This is a genomic window from Photobacterium sanctipauli (assembly GCF_003026495.1).
GTDB lineage: Bacteria > Pseudomonadota > Gammaproteobacteria > Enterobacterales > Vibrionaceae > Photobacterium > Photobacterium sanctipauli.
On the sequence record NZ_PYMA01000002.1, the window covers coordinates 108664 to 126594 of the forward strand.

Consider the following 17931-nt stretch of genomic DNA (forward strand, 5'->3'; position numbering starts at 1 on the left):
GATTAGTTTTCCTCATTATTCTTTGCTTGTGCTTGTTGAGCAGCCTTGCGCGCTTTGGCACGGGCAACGGCAGCAGCGACAGCCGCTTTTTTCGGGTCGACGTCAGGCTGCGGGGCTTCTTCAGTCGCTTCGCTGGCTTGCTCAGCTTGTTGCTCTGCTTCCTTTTCAGCCTGTTGGGCAGCCTTGCGCGCCTTGGCACGGGCAACGGCAGCAGCGACAGCCGCTTTTTTCGGGTCGACGTCAGGTTGCGGGGCTGCTTCAACCGCTTCGCTGGTTTGCTCAGCTTGTTGTTCTGCTTCCTTTTCAGCCTGTTGGGCAGCCTTGCGAGCTTTGGCACGGGCAACGGCAGCAGCGACAGCCGCTTTTTTCGGGTCAACGTCTGGCTGCGGGGCTTCTTCAACCGCTTCGCTGGTTTGCTCAGCTTGTTGCTCTGCTTCCTTCTCAGCCTGTTGGGCAGCCTTGCGAGCCTTGGCACGGGCAACAGCAGCAGCGACAGCCGCTTTTTTCGGGTCAACGTCTGGCTGCGGAGCTGCTTCAACCGCTTCGTTGGTTTGCTCAGCTTGTTGCTCTGCTTCCTTCTCAGCCTGTTGGGCAGCCTTGCGAGCTTTGGCACGGGCAACGGCAGCAGCGACAGCCGCTTTTTTCGGTTCGACGTCAGGCTGCGGGGCTGCTTCAACCGCTTCGCTGACTTGCTCCGCCTGTTTTTCCGCTGCCTTTTCAGCCTCTTGGGCAGCCTTGCGGGCCTTGGCACGGGCAACAGCAGCAGCGACAGCCGCTTTCTTCGGATCGGTGTCAGGCTGCGGAGCTGCTTCAACCGCTTCGCTGGTTTGTTCAGCTTCCTTTTCAACCTGTTGGGCAGCCTTGCGGGCCTTGGCGCGGGCAATCGCTGCAGCGACAGCCGCTTTCTTCGGATCGGCGTCGGGCTGCGGTGCTACTTCAGCATCTTCCTCTGCTTGAGGTGCTTCAGTACTGCTTTCAGCCTGTTGTGCAGCCTTGCGAGCCTTGGCGCGGGCAATCGCAGCAGCAACAGCCGCTTTCTTCGGATCGGCATCAGGCTGCGGTGCTACTTCAGCATTTTCGGCAGTTGCCTCTGCTTGAAGTGCTTCAGCGCTGCTTTCGGCTTGTTGGGCAGCCTTGCGAGCCTTGGCACGGGCAACAGCGGCTGCAACGGCATCTTTTTTACCGTCAGTTGTAGCCGGTGCTTCCTCTAGCTCTGCCATTACCGCTTTCTTGGCTGCTTTTTTCTCGCGAGCTTGGCGTTTGCGCTCTTCACGGAGTTTGGCCATTTCGCTGTTATCCGGCACTGCCTCTTTGACAGCACCCGATTGCGCTTCTGCTTGCTTGGCTTTGGCACGGGCAATTGCGGCAGCAACGGCTGGCTTCTTGTCATCGGCCTCACCGCCAGCTTGTTTGGCTTTTACGCGGGCGATTGCGGCAGCCACAGCGTCATCACCGCCTTTGTTTGCCATTTCTTTACGGCGATCTTCCGCTGCTTTCTTGAAGCGGTTTTCACGCGCCGCTTTGTCACGTTCAAAACGTGCTTGCTTCGCTTCAAAACGTTGCTTGGCTCGCTCGGCATTTTGCTCATCTTGGCGACGGGCGTAGATTTCAGCCTTGGCCTGGCGGTAGTAATTAACCAACGGGATTTCACTTGGGCAAACATAGGCACAAGCGCCGCACTCGATACAATCGAACAGGTTGTATTCTTCACACTTGTCGTAGTCTTGGTCTTTGGCGTACCACTGCAATTGCTGCGGAAGCAGAGATGTCGGGCAGGCATCAGCACAGGCACTGCAACGAATACATGCCATCTCATGGGTGTGCAAAGGTAACTCACGGCGCTTGGGCGTAAGAATACAGTTGGTGATCTTGGTGATCGGCACATTGGCATGCGGTAATGTAAAGCCCATCAACGATCCACCCACAATGACGCGTGGGTACTTGCGATCTGGCTTATAGCCAAAGTTGTCGAGTAGGTACTGAATCGGCGTACCTAAACGCGCGAAAACATTGCCGCGTTGTTTAAAGGCTTCACCGGTAAGGGTGACAACTCGCTCAATCAATGGCTCGCCATCGATAATGGCGCGCTTGACAGCAAAAGCGGTACCGACATTTTGCACCACCACACCCACAGCGGAAGAGCGGGACTGGGTTGGGACTTCACGCCCTGTCAAAACTTTAACCAGCTGCTTCGAGCTTCCCGAAGGGTATTTGGTTGGAATGACACGAATGATGATGTTGTCATCGGTGGTGACATGCTGCTCAAGCGCCTTGATGGCTTCCGGCTTGTTATCTTCGATGCCGATAAGTGTCAGCTTAGGCTTAACGATGTGGCGCAGGATACGCACCCCTTCGATAACCTCTGCTGCATAGTCCTGCATCAGTCGGTCATCCGCCGTGATATAAGGTTCACATTCGGCAGCGTTGATGATCAAGATGTCGGCTAAGCCAAGGCTACCCTGAAGCTTACGGCCGGTCGGGAAGCCTGCACCCCCCAAGCCAGCAATACCATTGAAGCGAATGGCATCAATCAGCTCACCAGGTTCTTTATCTTGGTAATCGGGGAGCTTAACCTGCTCGCCCCAAGTATCTTCACCGTCACTTTCGATAACGATACAAAGATCCGATAGGCCAGAAGGGTGGGCGGTAGTACGTTGTTCAATGGCGGTCACTGTACCTGAGGTGGGCGCGTGGATAGGCACACACATGCTCATGTCGCTTTTTGTTAGCGGTTGGCCTTTCAGTACCTTATCGCCAACGGCAACCAGGATATCCCCTTTGGTACCGATGTGTTGCTTAAGTGGCAACACCAACTCGGCAGGAATACCGGCCTGCTTGATTGCCACTTTGCTTGATAGCTTCTTGTTTTCAGCTGGGTGAATACCGCCGGGAAAGTCCCAAAGCTGGCCTTGTTTTATTTGTTCGATAATTGACAGCATGTTACTTCACCGTGCTCTGTTGACTATCTGCAGGTAGATTGACGACCGGAATTTGGTTAAGGTCCCACTTCCAGCTATCTGGTGTCGTTTCAATTGGCACCATTTCAATACAATCCGTTGGGCACGGTGCTACACACAGGTCGCATCCGGTACATTCGTCTTTGATGACGGTATGCAGGGCTTTGGTGCCGCCGACAATGGCATCAACAGGGCAAGCCTGAATACATTTGGTACAGCCAATACACATGTCTTCATGAATAAAGGCCACTTTTTTAATGCTTTTCTCTGCATCGTGGGCCGACTCTTGAGCTTCAACACCCATCAGATCAGCCAACTTTTCGATGGTTTGCTGGCCGCCCGGCGGGCATTTGTTGATGTCATCGCCATTGGCAATGGCTTCGGCATAGGGGCGACAGCCAGGATAGCCACATTGGCCGCACTGGGTTTGCGGCAGGATCGCATCGATCTGCTCGACGATAGGATCCGCTTCCACTTTGAATCGGATCGAAGCGAAACCTAAAACAAGGCCAAAGATTGCAGCAAGGACGGCAATAGCAATGACGGCAATCAGTAATCCGCTCATCTAAATTTTCACCAAACCAGTAAAGCCCATAAAGGCAAGAGACATCAGGCCTGCGGTGATCATCGCAATGGATGCACCCTTGAAAGGTTCAGGCACATCGGCGGCCGCAATACGTTCACGCATAGAGGCGAACAAGACAAGCACCAATGAGAAACCAGCGGCGGCACCAAATCCGTAAATCACGGATTCAATAAAATTGTGTCGCTCATTGATGTTCAGCAGTGCAACACCTAACACCGCACAGTTTGAGGTGATCAAAGGTAAGAAAATACCTAATAGGCGATAAAGCGTAGGACTGGTTTTGTGTACCACCATTTCAGTGAACTGGACCACAACAGCAATCACCAGAATGAAACTGAGGGTTCTGAGGTATTGAATATCCAGTGGGATAAGAATGTAGGTCTCAACCAAGTACGCACACACCGAGGCCAGTGTGAGAACAAATGTCGTCGCTAATCCCATACCAATAGCGGTCTCCAGTTTTTTGGAAACCCCCATAAAGGGACACAGACCCAAGAATTTAACCAGTACAAAGTTGTTTACCAACACTGTACCTACGAGAAGGAGTAGGTATTCAGTCATACCGCCGTAATACTATTTGCTAAAGATCCCTATATTATCTGCCTTTGTGATAGCTATAACAACTCCTCAACAGCAGGGTTTTTCAGATAGAAGGGCTTTTTGGCGGTTAATTCACCCATCGTAAAGAGAATTCGATGTTGCATTAACATCCTTAAACGCTTTGTCAGCATAAACTAAACACTTTAAAGCGCATTTGTTGGGTGTTTTTTGTGCAATTCGAACAATTGTTCGGTTTTGTCCTCGCAACGCAAAAAAACTGCAAAAATGATCTTGCTTTTCTCCAGCCCAGACAAGACAAGGCTTTAGCGTACTTATCCACGGAAACTGTGGATAAGTATGTTAATTGATGCTTGGAAAGTGCTTGTATAGCCCAACGGATTAACGGTTTGCGTGAAAATTGTACAGCTGAGGCAGGGTGCTAAAGCCCTGTTATTGGAGGCGTGACAGCATGGCTGATACATTGCAAGGGATAAGTTAGAGTGAATACTTTAGGCTAAAAATTCAAGATATTGTGCTGTGAATTGATTTAAATCAATGATTGAATAAGCTGTGGGAAAAATAGGTATAAAAGTATAATTATGAGGAATAATTATCTACGCTCAGATGAAGACTGAACTGAGGCTGTATGAAGCGTGGGCGAAGATATTAAGGCGAAATAGCAATACGGTCAAGAGAAAGATCACTCTTTCTTCATCATGGGTTAATTCACTCCAGCTTGGTGTTACAAACTGGAGTGATGTCATAGAGTCATTAAGGCGTTAACTGGCAACCTGTTGTTGAGTTGGAGTTCTGGTAGACGATTTCGCCGCTCGGTTCATAGTCAGCGGCGTTAATGGTTCCCGCTGATTCGAAGAAGCTTCGAAGTACATCTGCGTCGACATTACCGGTATCAATAAATTCCAAGATAGGGTAGTTATCACCGCCGTTGGCATTGAAGCTTGGGATGGTAAATATATAGGGATCATCAGGTGTATAAGCTCTGCCGCCGAGCTCTGAAATCGTCACAGAGCCAGCCTGGCAGTCGACAGTCATACTGATCCCGAAAAATTGGGCATAGGCACCGGATTCAATCTGCTTGGTGGCAACATCGCTTAGGTACTCGGTTATTTCACTACCGGTCATTTCAACGTACCCGATGGTATTGCCGAATGGCTGTACGGTTAATACATCACGGTAGGTGACTTCAAAGCCATCGACTCCTTCGGGGTTGATCGACTCGCGCACCCCGCCAGAGTTCATGATACCGAAGTCGGCATTGGGCACAGATTCAGTTTGGGCTGCGCCAATCAGGCGGCCTAAATTGGTTTGTTGAGAGCGAACCACATCACGATCCCCCTCTAATTTGCCATTAAGTGTGGCGATGGTGTCACCAAGCGCTTCATCCCCCTTCATTTGGAACACTTCCAAAACGGCGAATAGGTCGGGATCTTTTTCGATCTCCTCTTGGATAAAGACTTTATCGCCATTCTCGTCTTCTTCAACTAAGTTCACCGGGATAAGCTCGTAGCTGACTAACGTAAGCTCGCCGTCGGTGAATTCAAAATCAGCCCGCCCCACATACTTACCCCACTCGTGGGCTTGCATGATATAGGTACCGTTTTGTTGGTCGGGAACACAGTCGTCACCAGGCTCGAAATTGGGATCATAGTTATTGCTGCCGGGCTCCATACACACTGGGTTCTGCGAGTGACCGCCGATAATGGCATCAAGCTGGCCGGGCTCCAAGGAGCGGGCAAGTGTGACATCACCCGGGGCGTTACTACCGTTATTACCATCTTGATAGTGGCCCATATGGGTGGCGGCGAGGATGACATCCACTTTTTCTTTGGCGTTAATCTCATCAATGACCTTCGCGGCTTCTTCTGCGGTATTGCGGAACTCAAGATCCGATACATATTCCGGGTTACCGATCCGGCCTGTATCTTCGGTGGTTAAACCGATAACAGCGATTTTTATTCCGTTGACATCAAAGATTTCATAGGGCTTGAATAAACGCTCGCCAGTTTCCTTGACGTAGATATTGGCCGACAGCATAGGGAATGAAGCCCATGTTTGCTGTTGGTCGAGTACTTCACGGGGGTTATCAAATTCATGGTTACCCACGGCCATTGCGTCATACTGGATGTCACTCATACCAACAAAGTCAGGCTCCGCGTCCTGTAAATCGGACTCAGGGACCCCAGTGTTGATATCGCCGCCAGAAAGTAGCAATACTTCGCCACCACTGGCTTCTACCTCGTCACGTAAATTGTTTATCAGGGTTTTACGCGCTGCCAGGCCATACTCACCATCACTGTTATGCCAAAAGCGGCCATGGTGGTCATTCGTGTGTAGGATGGTGAATTTGGTCGTATCGTCGTCACCAGTATCAAAACAGCCAACAAGTGTCGCCAGGATAGATGCCGCTAGGGCGGCCTTGGCGAAGGTTTTTTTTGCTAATAGTTTTCATATTGATAGCCTTACCATATGCTGGGATAGCTCCCGGTTAGATATTTATATGGTCACAGTAAAGAATAGAGACTTATAGCTAAAATGAGTGACTAGTTAAGTAAAAACAATGGTTCGATAATGGGGTTTGGATTGAAATCACTATATGCATTCTGGTTCTTTGTCTTATTGCTATTGATATCAAGTTAACAACATTAAAGGTAAATAAAATCATTACTTTATGTGCTTTATTGATATTTGCGATTGGGACAGATACCTTCTTGCGTTAACCTGTGGTTTTAGGTTATTTCGCCATGCACTCGATGAATAATCACGTTGATAAATATGCATTTTTAGGATGCTGCTTCTTCGTGATTTAAATGGAAAAGTTTGCAAACAAGCCTAGGCCAAGCCCGCTGATGATTGCTGTTGAGAGGCTTGTTAGCTACTATCTACACACTGATCATATAGCCAGTACGGGTTTCAGATGGATAAAGCCAGCTCAAAAACATTTAACCTCTCTTCAAACTATTCGCCCTCGGGCGATCAACCCACCGCCATTGCGCAGCTGTTAGATGGACTTGATTCTGGGTTGGCTCACCAGACATTGCTTGGGGCAACGGGTACCGGTAAGACTTTTACGGTAGCCAACGTTATTGCCCAAGCAGGCAGGCCGACCATGATCCTGGCGCCAAACAAAACACTGGCGGCTCAGCTATATGGTGAAATGAGGGAGTTCTTCCCTGATAACGCGGTGGAATACTTTGTATCCTACTATGACTATTATCAGCCTGAAGCCTATGTGCCTACCACGGATACCTTCATTGAAAAAGATGCATCGGTGAATGCGCACATTGAACAAATGAGGTTATCGGCGACCAAGGCTCTCATGGAAAGGCGTGATGTCATCATTATTGCTTCGGTATCGGCTATCTATGGCTTGGGCGATCCCGACTCATACCTAAAGATGATGCTGCATGCCCGCCGAGGTGATGTGATCGATCAGCGTGATATTCTGCGCCGCTTGGCCGAGCTGCAATATACCCGCAATGATGTGGCATTTGAGCGTGGTAACTTCCGGGTGAGGGGAGAGGTGATTGATATCTTCCCGGCGGAATCTGAAAAAGACGCGATTCGAATTGAGCTGTTCGATGATGAGATCGACTGCATTAGTGTCTTTGATCCGCTGACCGGCGCGGTGATCAAGCGTGATCTCCCTCGATGCACCATTTATCCGAAAACCCACTACGTGACCCCGCGCGAGAAGGTGCTGGAGGCGATTGATGGGATCAAAGATGAGCTGGAAGTTCGCAAGAAGCAATTGCTAGAGAACAACAAGTTGGTTGAGGAGCAACGTATCAGCCAGCGCACCCAGTTCGATATCGAGATGATGAACGAGCTGGGATTCTGCTCGGGTATCGAGAACTACTCCCGTTATTTAAGTGGCCGAGCAGAGGGTGAGCCGCCACCGACACTCTTTGATTACCTGCCTGCCGATGGTTTGCTCATTATTGATGAGTCCCACGTTACCGTATCGCAAATTGGTGCCATGTACCGTGGTGACCGCTCGCGCAAGGAAAACCTGGTCGAATATGGCTTCCGCTTGCCATCGGCACTGGATAACCGTCCGCTCAAGTTTGAAGAGTTTGAGGCACTGGCCCCGCAAACCCTCTATATTTCTGCGACACCTGGTAATTATGAAATCGAGAAGTCTGGCGGGGATATCGCAGAGCAAGTCGTCCGTCCAACGGGCTTGCTTGACCCTGCTATTGAGGTAAGGCCGGTGTCCACCCAGGTCGATGATTTGCTTTCTGAGATCCGTATTCGCGAAGCGAAGAACGAGCGGGTACTGGTAACGACCCTCACCAAGCGTATGGCGGAAGATTTAACTGAATACCTGTCTGAGCATGATGTCAAAGTCCGCTACCTCCACTCCGATATTGATACGGTTGAACGGGTCGAAATTATTCGCGATCTTCGCTTGGGAGAGTTTGATGTACTGGTGGGGATCAACCTGTTGCGAGAAGGCCTGGATATGCCCGAAGTATCGTTGGTGGCGATATTGGATGCAGATAAGGAAGGCTTCCTGCGTTCCGAGCGTTCATTGATCCAGACGATTGGCCGAGCCGCACGTAACTTGGAAGGTAAGGCGATTCTGTACGGTGATAAGATCACTGGCTCAATGCAACGCGCAATCAATGAAACAGAGCGCCGTCGTGAGAAACAGGTAGCCCATAATGAAAAGCATGGCCTAGTGCCTAAAGCGCTGAACAAGAAAGTGTCCGATATTATGGAGCTTGGCGCACCCGGAAAAGGGAGGCCAGCGAATCGCGCAGCCCAGCTTCATAAGGTTGCTGAAAACAAAGCGAGCTACACTGCAATGTCACCGCAGCAGCTGGAGTCTGAGATTCAGCAATTTGAGAAGCAAATGTACGATGCGGCTCAAAACTTGGAGTTTGAAAAAGCGGCGGAGCTGCGAGATAAGATCCATGAACTACGACAGCAATTTATTGCTAATTCCTAATTCCTTCCCTTAACCGCAATGGCCTTATCACTTTTTTGATGGGGCTGTTTGCAGGCAAAAAAAAGCCAACCGAGAACAGTTTCGGTTGGCGTCATTGTTTTAGTGAAAAAATCCACAAACAACGTCAGTTGGCTAGGTTGACTCTCAGGAGAGTCAATTTAATAAATGCAGAAGCCGTGCCAACTTTTCATGACTTCTTTAATTGTACTTTTTTAGCGGGGTTAGATGATATTTTTGCGCTCGGTAGGATAAAAAATAGCCATGGATTTGCATTTTGCGAATCATTATGCGATTCATAATGAAAAAATACGTTGTTGTGTTAGTGCGATAGCAAAAAAGTGACAACAAAAAATTTCTATTGATTACAATTAGTAAAGGTCAATAGGATTTGGAGGGGCAATGGAGAGCAAAACAAGACAGCGTCAAGTCTTGATGGTTGAAGATACCGCCTCAGTTGCGGCGTTGTACAAGTCATACCTAAACCCACTAGGTGTGTCGGTCACTATTGTCGGGACCGGCACCGAGGCGTTGGCATTTGTAAAAGATATCACCCCAGATCTAATCTTGTTGGATTTACGCCTGCCGGATATGACAGGTATGCAGGTGCTAGAAGCCGTCAGGCGAGATCATGGCAATATCCCTGTGGTGATCATGACGGCACACGGCTCGATTGATGTCGCGGTTGAAGCGATGCGCTATGGAGCCCAAGACTTCTTGATCAAACCTTGTGAGGCAGACCGGCTACGTGTCACTGTCAATAATGCGCTGAAAGAAGAAGAGAAATCGCCACAAGAGAAAAAGTCTTCCAAACAAGCTGGCGCGCAATATCAAGGCTTTATTGGTAATAGCTTACCGATGCAGGCGGTTTATCGTGTTATTGAGTCTGCGGCATCGAGTAAGGCAACGGTCTTTATTACCGGTGAAAGTGGTACCGGTAAAGAGGTATGTGCTGAAGCAGTCCATGCGGCAAGCCCTAGAAACGATAAGCCTTTCGTGGCCTTAAACTGTGCCGCCATTCCTAAAGAGTTGATAGAAAGTGAGTTATTTGGCCATGTAAAAGGCGCCTTTACAGGTGCGTCGACAGAACGCCAAGGGGCGGTCGAGCTTGCCAATAACGGTACCCTTTTCCTCGATGAGCTTTGCGAGATGGATCTCGACTTGCAAAGCAAGCTGCTTCGATTCATTCAAACAGGGACTTACCAGAAAGTAGGCTCATCGAAAACCAGTACAGTCGATGTGAGGTTTGTCTGTGCGACTAACCGTAACCCGTGGCTAGAAGTGCAAGAAGGCCGTTTTCGGGAAGATTTGTATTACCGTTTGCATGTAATTCCGGTTTCATTGCCACCTCTTCGTGATCGCGGCGATGATGTACTTGAAATTGCCCATGCACTGTTGGCTCTTATGTCAGTTGAGGAAGGCAAAAATTTCAGCCGTTTCTCTCCAGAAGTGATAAGGCTCTTCAAAGCGTATCATTGGCAGGGAAATGTTCGTGAGCTGCAGAACGTAATTCGAAATATCGTGGTGCTAAACGAAGGCGAAGAAGTTACATTGCAGATGGTGCCGCCGCCAATCAATAATGGTGGCGTCAAAATTGCATCTACTTCAAGCATTGCATCTACTTCACATATGGCAGCCGAGGCACCTGTTCAACCTGAGGTGCAAACAGCGACAAGTAGTGTTAGCCAAATCGTAAGCAAGTCACAGATTGAACCGCTTTGGATTGTAGAGAAACGGGCAATTGAAGCGGCGATTGATGCTTGCGATGGCAACATTCCGCGAGCGGCGGGTTTATTGGAAGTAAGCCCATCCACGATTTATAGAAAATTACAAACCTGGCAGGAAGCACAGGGTTAATTGTAGGGAGAGTATTGAATGGCTACAGGTATTAATGTAGAAACAATCAAGCGTATGGCTGATGAAGTTGGTCATGATACTTTAACGTTACTTTTAACCGTTTTTAGTGACGAGTTAGAGCAGTATTTCCGTCAGCTTTCTGATCAGCCTACTGCGGGGCAGGTACGTGAAATTAGCCACGCAATTAAAAGCAGTGCCGCGAGTTTTGGGGCCGACGAATTGGCATTGATGGCGCAGGAATGTGAATCTCGTGTTCGCCAAGGGCAGGAAGATTGGATGCACGACCACCTGCCTGAGTTTAGGCAGCTGGTCGAGGGAATGGCGGTGGAATATAAGCGCTTAGCGAGCCTCGACAATCCGATCAATAGCTTGCTTTAGTTTATCGCGGTCATGTCGCCACTCATGGTTGTTTGATGCGAGATCTTCCACACACTGGTCGTATTTCGCATCAAGCAGTTCAAGCTTTTTATCCGTTAAGATTTTGTCTACCTGACGCCCACCCATCGAGCGCTCGCACCAATGCAGCATCTGCTCCAGTGACATCATGCCGGCAGGCCCTTTTTCTTTATCCAGGTTGGTAATGAAGACGATTGTGGCTTGGCTCTTCTTGAGTGCCAGCTCGACTTCTTTCAGTAGCAATACCGGCATAACACTGGTCAGAAAGCTACCCGGGCCCAGTAAAATCACGTCAGCGTCATTGATAGCGCTGACCGCCTCCTTGGTGGCAGGCACTGCAGGTTCGACGTAGAGCCTTTGCGGGATCTCGCCTAGCTCATCGACACTGGTTTCACCACAGATGATCTCACCTGTTGGCGTCATTGCCGATAGATCGGCTGGGTGTTCCGACATCGGCACAATCTGGGTTTTCACCTTCAGCATGTCACGGATCAGGTTGATGGCATCCAGTGGTCGAATCGATAGATTATCCAACGCCTTTAGCATTAGATTGCCAAGGTTGTGGCCGTCCAGTTCGCCATTGCCACGAAAGCGATATTCGAAAATCATCGAGCCGACTGAAGGCTCGGTAATTAACTGGTTTAGGCAGTTACGCATATCCCCCCAAGCGATACCGCCTTGGCAAGCCCGGATACGTCCCGTCGAGCCGCCGTTGTCTGTTGTCGTGACGATACCTGTCACATCTTCACCGTAATCAGAAAGCGCGGATAAGATACGCCCAAGTCCATGTCCGCCACCAATGGCGACAATTTTTGGCGTAGTAGAAGTGAGGGAGGTCGTGTTTGACATGAGTTGCTCGACGTTTACATAGGAATAACTGTGAGCAGTGTACTTTTTTCTGCGGTATGAATACAGGTGATTGCTTGAAGCTGATAGCTATATCACAGTTGGGGATACCTGCGAGGCAAGATGGACACAGCAACCAAGGCTATCAAGGCAGGGCACCTGCGTTGTCGCCCTCCCAGAGCAAAGAGGGCACAAATGACAACATGATGGTATGAGCTAGTGATTTTTCTGCATGATGCTCATTAGGTAGTCATAGGTATCGTAGCAGTTAGGCGTGTTGAGCAGTGCCTGTTTTTCGCTAGCGGGTACCGGCAGAAGTTCGAGCCAACGCTGGCACAACCAACTCAAGTTGCTAAATTGTTTTTCTTGGTGGAGCCCATTGAGTTCCGGGTGCTTTTTGAACATGATTTTGAGCTTGTCGGCAAGTACTTGTTGGTCCGAGCTGACTTTGGTTTCTGGCCATAGCGGAATAGGCTGGCAGTCGCCAATAAATACACCGTCGTCATTGCGTTCAAGGCTGTCGATACGGAAGTTTTCATGGCCTGCGACCGTGACCACCAAGGTGCCATCATTTGTCGAGGTGTCAAAATCTTCGACAGTCACTCGGGTACCAATATGGAAGAAGTGGTGCCCATGCTCGCCTTCGTCAAACATGCATACCCCAAAACCGTTCTCATTTTTGAGTGCGGCTTTGAACGCCTCCATTTGTGGGCCAGGAGAAATACGTAGTGGGATTTTTCCGCCAGGAAGAATGTGACGCTTTTGGAAAATTAGCGGTATGTACTGTTTCATAGTCTGCTCCGGCTATCAATTGTTGTCAGGTAATATGGACATTGCAAATGTGATGCCGGATTGTCATACCGCTATTTATATGGTGTGATTTATCATCCCTGCCGACTTTTTAGCATAATGCAATAAATGGCTTATACATTATGTGCAAAATGCAATTCATTTTTGATTTGCAATGATCTTCATTGCGTTGTCACTGGGTAGCAGTTCGAGGTGGCTTTGCTCATCAAAGTACCAACCTTTGATTAGCCCCTTGTCCTGCATATCAGTAAAACCATCAATGACGGTTTGTGCTTGCTTTCGGGCCGTACTTGCATCAAGCCCTTCCTCACGTTGTAGATAGAGCGCAATATCCTCAACCGTGGCGGATTCGATTATATTGGACATAATATCCTCACTTTTTGTAAGAAAATCTTCCTGTATTCCCTTTAGTAGTATTGTCGTGAAATGCCCCGAAAGGTAGAATGCAGCACGTTTTTTTTCAGATGATTTGCCCCTTAGGTCATTCATCTGATACTTTTATAACTATTACTGCTATTGTGTCTTGTTTGGATCAACCCCCTTTGCACAATTGCCATAACTCCGAGCTCAGATCACTAAGTGCCTTCTAGAAGTGAAGCATAAGTGCTCTAAGACAGTGACAGGTTGTCACCAGGGTCGATAAAGAAATGCATCGGCCTCCCGTATTTGGAAAGGTGTTCCGTGGCGAAACAATTTGAAGATACCTATCATCGCAAGTTTTATTACTTGCGATTGTCAGTTACAGATGTCTGTAACTTTAAATGCACATATTGCCTGCCGGATGGCTACCATCCTACAGAGAAGAAGAAGCCTTCTTTTTTGACGCTTGAGGAAATCCAGCGTGTGACTGGCGCGTTTGCTGAATGTGGTACCACGAAAGTGCGTATTACAGGCGGCGAGCCAAGTTTGCGCCGCGATTTTACCGATATCATCCGTACTGTTGCCGATCAGCCTGGGATCACCAAGGTCGCGACCACGACTAACGGTTATCGTATGGCTAAGCATGTCAAAGATTGGCGTGATGCAGGTTTAACCCACATCAATGTGAGTGTCGATAGCCTTGATCCTAAGATGTTTTACCAAATCACTGGTGAGAACATGTTTAATCAGGTCATGGATGGCATTGATGCGGCGTTCGATGCCGGCTTTGAGCAAGTGAAAGTGAACACGGTCTTGCTCAAAGATCTCAACTCTCAGCAACTCCCGCAATTCCTAGCCTGGATTAAAGATCGTCCCATTCAGTTGCGCTTTATCGAGTTGATGCAGACTGGTGAGATGGATGAGCTATTTAACAACCATCATGTTTCCGGTGTTAGCATCCGTAATTACTTGATTGCCAATGGCTGGTTGTTGAAAATCAAGAGCAACAACGACGGTCCCGCACAAGTTTTCTGCCACCCAGATTACCAAGGGGAGATCGGGCTGATCATGCCTTACGAAAAAGATTTTTGTAAGAGCTGCAATCGCCTTCGTGTCTCAGCAAAAGGCAAGTTGCATCTATGCCTGTTTGGCGATCACGGTGTCGATTTACGTGATTTGCTACAGCAAGACGATCAGCGTGATGCGCTTATTGCCCGTATTCAAGGTGGGTTGCAAGAGAAGGCAGTCAGCCACTTCCTCGATCAGGGGAATACCGGCATGACACCGAACTTGGCATCAATTGGCGGCTAGGCCGCCATCTCACATCAAATTTAATTTTTCTGTTTGGATTTATAACGGATGAACCAATTTACCCATATCAATGCTTCTGGTGAAGCAAACATGGTTGACGTGTCTGCGAAAGCTGAAACTGTTCGTGAAGCACGTGCCGAGGCATTTGTTCACATGGCGCCAGAGACTTTGGCACTGATTGTGTCAGGCAAGCATCACAAAGGTGACGTGTTTGCGACGGCCCGTATTGCTGGTATTCAGGCGGCGAAGAAAACATGGGACTTGATCCCGCTATGCCACCCTTTGCTGTTGTCTAAAGTTGAAGTTCAGCTGGAAGCGATCGAAGCTGAAAATATGGTGCGCATCGAATCGTGCTGTAAGCTTGCGGGCAAAACCGGTGTAGAAATGGAAGCCCTAACGGCGGCGTCAGTGGCTGCACTGACTATTTACGATATGTGTAAAGCGGTACAAAAAGACATGGTGATTGGGCAAGTTCGCTTGCTAGAGAAAACGGGCGGTAAGTCTGGTCACTTTAAGGTGGAATCATGATTAACGTTTTATTTTTTGCTCAGGTAAAAGAGCTTGTGGGTGTCGATCGTCTAGAAGTTGAAGCTGAGTTCGCTACCGCGGAAGCACTGCGTAGCCACCTTGTTGAGCGTGGTGACAAGTGGCAGCTGGCGCTAGAGTCGGGCAAACTGCTGGTGGCAATCAACCAGACGATCAGCTCGCTGGACACCGAAATCAAAGATGGTGATGAAGTGGCTTTCTTCCCGCCTGTAACAGGGGGCTAACCATGATTTCAGTTCAGTTCGAAGACTTCTCGGTTGCGGATGAGTATGAACAGCTGGCCCAAGGAACCGATGCCGGTGCCGTGGTGACCTTCGTGGGTAAGGTCCGCGACTTTAACCAAGGTGATGCGGTAACAGGGTTATCGCTTGAGCACTATCCGGGCATGACGGAAAAGTCGCTGGCGGAAATCGTCGAACAAGCAACAGCCCGCTGGCCGCTGCTTAAAACCCGTGTTATCCATCGTGTTGGCGACTTGGCATTGGGTGATCAAATTGTGTTTGTAGGTGTAACAAGTGCACACCGTGGCGCCGCGTTCGAGGCCTGTGAATTTATCATGGACTACTTGAAGACACGCGCGCCATTCTGGAAGAAAGAGCAAACCCCTGAGGAGTCACGCTGGGTTGATGCTCGCGAGACGGATACTTCAGCAGCCGATCGCTGGCACAAGTAATCGTTTAATAGCGCCTTCCTCGTAGAGGCGCTATTCTTTCCTGCTTCCTGCTTCCTGCTTCCTGCTTCCTGCTTCCTGCTTCCTGCTTCCTGCATAATCTTTCTTAAATATTCAGGTGTTCATTCCTGATGAGCTGTGCTACTTTCAAATTAAAGGTATAAATAACCATTAAAAGTGAATGGTTATTGTTTTTTGTGGCGTAGGATCGCCAGGGCTAAGCTGCTAAGGAGGGCGCTTATGATTAGGAGTGATCGCTTGCTCTATGAATTAGAGCCGGATGGTTTTGGTGCGAGAAACTGCGAACCGTGGGCGCAGTGGCGACTCAAGGCCAAGCAAGCCTTGCCCAATTTTCCCGATGATGTACTCAAACAATGGGTTTATCGCCATTGGAAGGGAGTATTATGCAACTGGGGATGGTTGGATTTTCAGTCAATGCAGTTCTCGCTCGAAGAGTGGAGCTCGGAGCAAATTCAGTCAAAAATCCAGACCCCCCATCAAGAAGTGGTCGATAAGCTGTCGAGTCGGATGCAGAACCCAATTTATCAAAGAAGCTGGCTGGTACAGGCAATGCAGGAAACAGGGACTTGGCCTGTTGCACCGATTGTACTTCATTATGAACGTGATATACCGATGATGAACGGCAAAGTGCTAAAGGCGAATTACAATTTGCTGGAGGGGCATCATCGCCTGGCTTACTTAAACCGCTTACTTGATGACGGCTTACCGGTACAGCCTTGCCATCAGGTGTGGGTGATTAGGATACCGCTGCATTAGTGGGCATGTGGTTTACCAAGCCGTTGGTGGGTTACTCAAACTTCGCCAACTGCTTGTAGCAACGCCTTTCCGCCGCATTCAATTCCATCATGATCAAATCGATATCATTCTGTTGCTGTTTCAGTTTCCGTTGTCTGGCCTGAACAGTATTTAGCATGGTTTGCAGCTGTTTTTTATTATTAGAATCAGCGTCATAAAGGTTAAATAGCTCTTGGATTTCCATCAGGCTAAAGCCTAGCCTTTTCCCGCGTAAAATCAGGATCAGCCGGGCTCGGTCTTGGCGCGAAAAAATACGGGTTTTGCCATGGCGTTTTGGCTTTAACAACCCCTGATCTTCGTAAAAGCGGATACTCCTGAGCGTGACATCAAACTCTTGAGCTAATTGAGAGATGGTATAGTTCTCGTCGTGTGATAATGCTTTTGTTTCCATCTTGGTATCCATTCCATTAGGCAACTGGTCGGCATTGGGTAAAGCCAGTGTGCGATCATCCCCTTGATCGCAAAAAGATGATTCCATAGCCGTGATTGAATAACAAGTTTCTTGTTTTTGCTAAGGGCTTAATGCAAAAAAATTAGCCCCTCAAATGAGGGGCTAATACATAACTCAACCGCGAAGGGCTTTATCGTTATTTCTTACTTACCGTCTTTGACTTTGCGCGACGGAGGCACGTAGCCATGACGGACGCGGGAAGGACTTGGACGTGAAAAACAACCTACTGGTCTCATATTCTACTCTCAAGGTATAACGGAACGGGGAACGGAATATTGGCGTATCTTGTTAATCCAATTAACTAAATAGCCAATAAATTTATAGTAGCTTTATTAAGCGGTTAGAGAAATGTGTTGTAGGTGAAAAGTTCACTATGTGAAAACTTAATCTATAGGGGATGTTTTATATTCGGTTTGGTTATTATAAGGGCGAATTGAAGGCGCTATTCCCATTGCTGTGCCATATTTTAAATTCATGATTAGCATGATGGAATAACATGGATATTGAAAATATATTCATTTAATGAAGAAAGAAATGCTAGCTGGGTTTGAACAAATTAATTTCTTCAATGGCATTTAATTGTGTATCTCGGTTAACAGCGGAGGGTTTCATGAAGCATAAGCGCGTCACGAATCGTAAAATTAAGCAAATGATGGAAGAGATCAACCACGACGGTATTTTTGATTCCGTGGTCAATGCAGATAACGACCAGTCAATACGGGAAGGAAAGCAGCAAACACCGAATGAAGTTCCGCCAAACATTCAGTTAGACAGTGAGAATAAATAAAAAAAGCGCCGAAAGGCGCTTTTTTTATG

At 48.4% G+C, this 17931-nt stretch carries 16 protein-coding genes, 1 pseudogene and 1 riboswitch; of the genes and pseudogenes, 9 read left to right on the plus strand and 8 right to left on the minus strand.

The genetic code is table 11. The annotated features are described in order from the left end of the window. Positions 1-2: 2 nt before the first annotated feature. From rsxC to ushA, 4 genes and pseudogenes are all read right to left on the minus strand, one after another. On the minus strand, positions 3-2939 hold the full coding sequence (gene rsxC / locus C9I98_RS03720) for an electron transport complex subunit RsxC (RefSeq protein WP_107271595.1): 2937 nt from the start codon (positions 2937-2939) through the stop codon (positions 3-5). A 1-nt stretch (position 2940) separates the two neighbouring features. Continuing rightward, positions 2941-3522, minus strand: a complete 582-nt coding sequence (gene rsxB, locus C9I98_RS03725; protein ID WP_036825066.1) for an electron transport complex subunit RsxB — start codon at positions 3520-3522, stop codon at positions 2941-2943. Then, positions 3523-4104 carry an electron transport complex subunit RsxA gene (gene rsxA / locus C9I98_RS03730; RefSeq protein WP_036825064.1) on the minus strand — a complete coding sequence of 194 codons (582 nt, stop codon included), beginning with the start codon at positions 4102-4104 and terminating at the stop codon, positions 3523-3525. A gap of 750 nt (positions 4105-4854) precedes the next feature. Then, positions 4855-6543 (minus strand): annotated as a pseudogene (gene ushA / locus C9I98_RS03735) (bifunctional UDP-sugar hydrolase/5'-nucleotidase UshA); the annotation flags it as partial. Positions 6544-7018: 475 nt separating this feature from the next. Between ushA and uvrB the strand changes: the two are divergent. The 3 genes from uvrB to C9I98_RS03750 all read left to right on the plus strand — a co-directional run bounded on the left by uvrB (position 7019) and on the right by C9I98_RS03750 (position 11287). Beyond that, positions 7019-9055 carry an excinuclease ABC subunit UvrB gene (uvrB, locus tag C9I98_RS03740; RefSeq protein WP_036820526.1) on the plus strand — a complete coding sequence of 679 codons (2037 nt, stop codon included), beginning with the start codon at positions 7019-7021 and terminating at the stop codon, positions 9053-9055. Positions 9056-9454: 399 nt separating this feature from the next. Further along, entirely contained in the window at positions 9455-10909 is a 1455-nt protein-coding gene (luxO, locus tag C9I98_RS03745; protein ID WP_036820522.1) for a quorum-sensing sigma-54 dependent transcriptional regulator LuxO, read from the plus strand. Positions 10910-10927: 18 nt separating this feature from the next. Continuing rightward, complete coding sequence (locus tag C9I98_RS03750) at positions 10928-11287, plus strand: Hpt domain-containing protein (RefSeq protein ID WP_036820519.1); 360 nt, start codon at positions 10928-10930, stop codon at positions 11285-11287. On the opposite strand, the gene yvcK is transcribed toward C9I98_RS03750, so the two are convergent. The 3 genes from yvcK to C9I98_RS03765 all read right to left on the minus strand — a co-directional run bounded on the left by yvcK (position 11249) and on the right by C9I98_RS03765 (position 13327). Continuing rightward, the gene (gene yvcK, locus C9I98_RS03755) at positions 11249-12154 is read right to left on the minus strand and encodes a uridine diphosphate-N-acetylglucosamine-binding protein YvcK (RefSeq protein WP_036820515.1); all 906 of its coding nucleotides are present in this window, start codon (positions 12152-12154) and stop codon (positions 11249-11251) included. The genes C9I98_RS03750 and yvcK overlap by 39 nt on opposite strands. A 213-nt stretch (positions 12155-12367) precedes the next feature. Further along, a complete protein-coding gene (locus C9I98_RS03760; RefSeq protein WP_036820512.1) occupies positions 12368-12943 on the minus strand; it encodes an LON peptidase substrate-binding domain-containing protein in 576 nt (191 codons plus the stop codon). Between the two features lie 156 nt (positions 12944-13099). Continuing rightward, positions 13100-13327 carry a hypothetical protein gene (locus C9I98_RS03765; protein WP_036820529.1) on the minus strand — a complete coding sequence of 76 codons (228 nt, stop codon included), beginning with the start codon at positions 13325-13327 and terminating at the stop codon, positions 13100-13102. A gap of 181 nt (positions 13328-13508) precedes the next feature. Next, positions 13509-13654, plus strand: a riboswitch (molybdenum cofactor riboswitch). Here C9I98_RS03765 and moaA point away from each other — a divergent pair. From moaA to C9I98_RS03790, 5 genes are all read left to right on the plus strand, one after another. Continuing rightward, a complete protein-coding gene (moaA, locus tag C9I98_RS03770) occupies positions 13643-14632 on the plus strand; it encodes a GTP 3',8-cyclase MoaA (RefSeq protein ID WP_036820509.1) in 990 nt (329 codons plus the stop codon). (Overlaps the previous riboswitch by 12 nt.) Positions 14633-14680: 48 nt before the next feature. Beyond that, complete coding sequence (gene moaC, locus C9I98_RS03775; protein WP_036820506.1) at positions 14681-15160, plus strand: cyclic pyranopterin monophosphate synthase MoaC; 480 nt, start codon at positions 14681-14683, stop codon at positions 15158-15160. Beyond that, positions 15157-15402 carry a molybdopterin synthase sulfur carrier subunit gene (gene moaD, locus C9I98_RS03780; protein WP_107271596.1) on the plus strand — a complete coding sequence of 82 codons (246 nt, stop codon included), beginning with the start codon at positions 15157-15159 and terminating at the stop codon, positions 15400-15402. The genes moaC and moaD overlap by 4 nt, the downstream gene beginning before the upstream one ends. Before the next feature lie 2 nt (positions 15403-15404). Then, positions 15405-15851, plus strand: coding sequence for a molybdopterin synthase catalytic subunit MoaE (moaE, locus tag C9I98_RS03785; protein WP_036829835.1), 447 nt, complete (start codon positions 15405-15407; stop codon positions 15849-15851). Between the two features lie 237 nt (positions 15852-16088). Continuing rightward, positions 16089-16625: a hypothetical protein gene (locus C9I98_RS03790; protein WP_036829834.1), complete on the plus strand. Its 537-nt coding sequence runs from the start codon at positions 16089-16091 to the stop codon at positions 16623-16625. 31 nt (positions 16626-16656) lie between these two features. On the opposite strand, the gene C9I98_RS03795 is transcribed toward C9I98_RS03790, so the two are convergent. Further along, complete coding sequence (locus tag C9I98_RS03795) at positions 16657-17055, minus strand: MerR family transcriptional regulator (RefSeq protein WP_107271723.1); 399 nt, start codon at positions 17053-17055, stop codon at positions 16657-16659. A gap of 670 nt (positions 17056-17725) precedes the next feature. Here C9I98_RS03795 and C9I98_RS03800 point away from each other — a divergent pair. Continuing rightward, positions 17726-17902 carry a hypothetical protein gene (locus C9I98_RS03800; protein WP_245907083.1) on the plus strand — a complete coding sequence of 59 codons (177 nt, stop codon included), beginning with the start codon at positions 17726-17728 and terminating at the stop codon, positions 17900-17902. The last annotated feature ends 29 nt before the right edge of the window (positions 17903-17931 follow it).

Coding starts and splice junctions, on each gene's coding strand:
- rsxC (WP_107271595.1), bottom strand. CDS start 2,939: ATGCTGTCAATTATCGAACAAATAAAACAAGGCCAGCTTTGGGACTTT.
- rsxB (WP_036825066.1), bottom strand. CDS start 3,522: ATGAGCGGATTACTGATTGCCGTCATTGCTATTGCCGTCCTTGCTGCA.
- rsxA (WP_036825064.1), bottom strand. CDS start 4,104: ATGACTGAATACCTACTCCTTCTCGTAGGTACAGTGTTGGTAAACAAC.
- uvrB (WP_036820526.1), top strand. CDS start 7,019: ATGGATAAAGCCAGCTCAAAAACATTTAACCTCTCTTCAAACTATTCG.
- luxO (WP_036820522.1), top strand. CDS start 9,455: ATGGAGAGCAAAACAAGACAGCGTCAAGTCTTGATGGTTGAAGATACC.
- C9I98_RS03750 (WP_036820519.1), top strand. CDS start 10,928: ATGGCTACAGGTATTAATGTAGAAACAATCAAGCGTATGGCTGATGAA.
- yvcK (WP_036820515.1), bottom strand. CDS start 12,154: ATGTCAAACACGACCTCCCTCACTTCTACTACGCCAAAAATTGTCGCC.
- C9I98_RS03760 (WP_036820512.1), bottom strand. CDS start 12,943: ATGAAACAGTACATACCGCTAATTTTCCAAAAGCGTCACATTCTTCCT.
- C9I98_RS03765 (WP_036820529.1), bottom strand. CDS start 13,327: ATGTCCAATATAATCGAATCCGCCACGGTTGAGGATATTGCGCTCTAT.
- moaC (WP_036820506.1), top strand. CDS start 14,681: ATGAACCAATTTACCCATATCAATGCTTCTGGTGAAGCAAACATGGTT.
- moaD (WP_107271596.1), top strand. CDS start 15,157: ATGATTAACGTTTTATTTTTTGCTCAGGTAAAAGAGCTTGTGGGTGTC.
- moaE (WP_036829835.1), top strand. CDS start 15,405: ATGATTTCAGTTCAGTTCGAAGACTTCTCGGTTGCGGATGAGTATGAA.
- C9I98_RS03790 (WP_036829834.1), top strand. CDS start 16,089: ATGATTAGGAGTGATCGCTTGCTCTATGAATTAGAGCCGGATGGTTTT.
- C9I98_RS03795 (WP_107271723.1), bottom strand. CDS start 17,055: ATGGAAACAAAAGCATTATCACACGACGAGAACTATACCATCTCTCAA.
- C9I98_RS03800 (WP_245907083.1), top strand. CDS start 17,726: ATGAAGCATAAGCGCGTCACGAATCGTAAAATTAAGCAAATGATGGAA.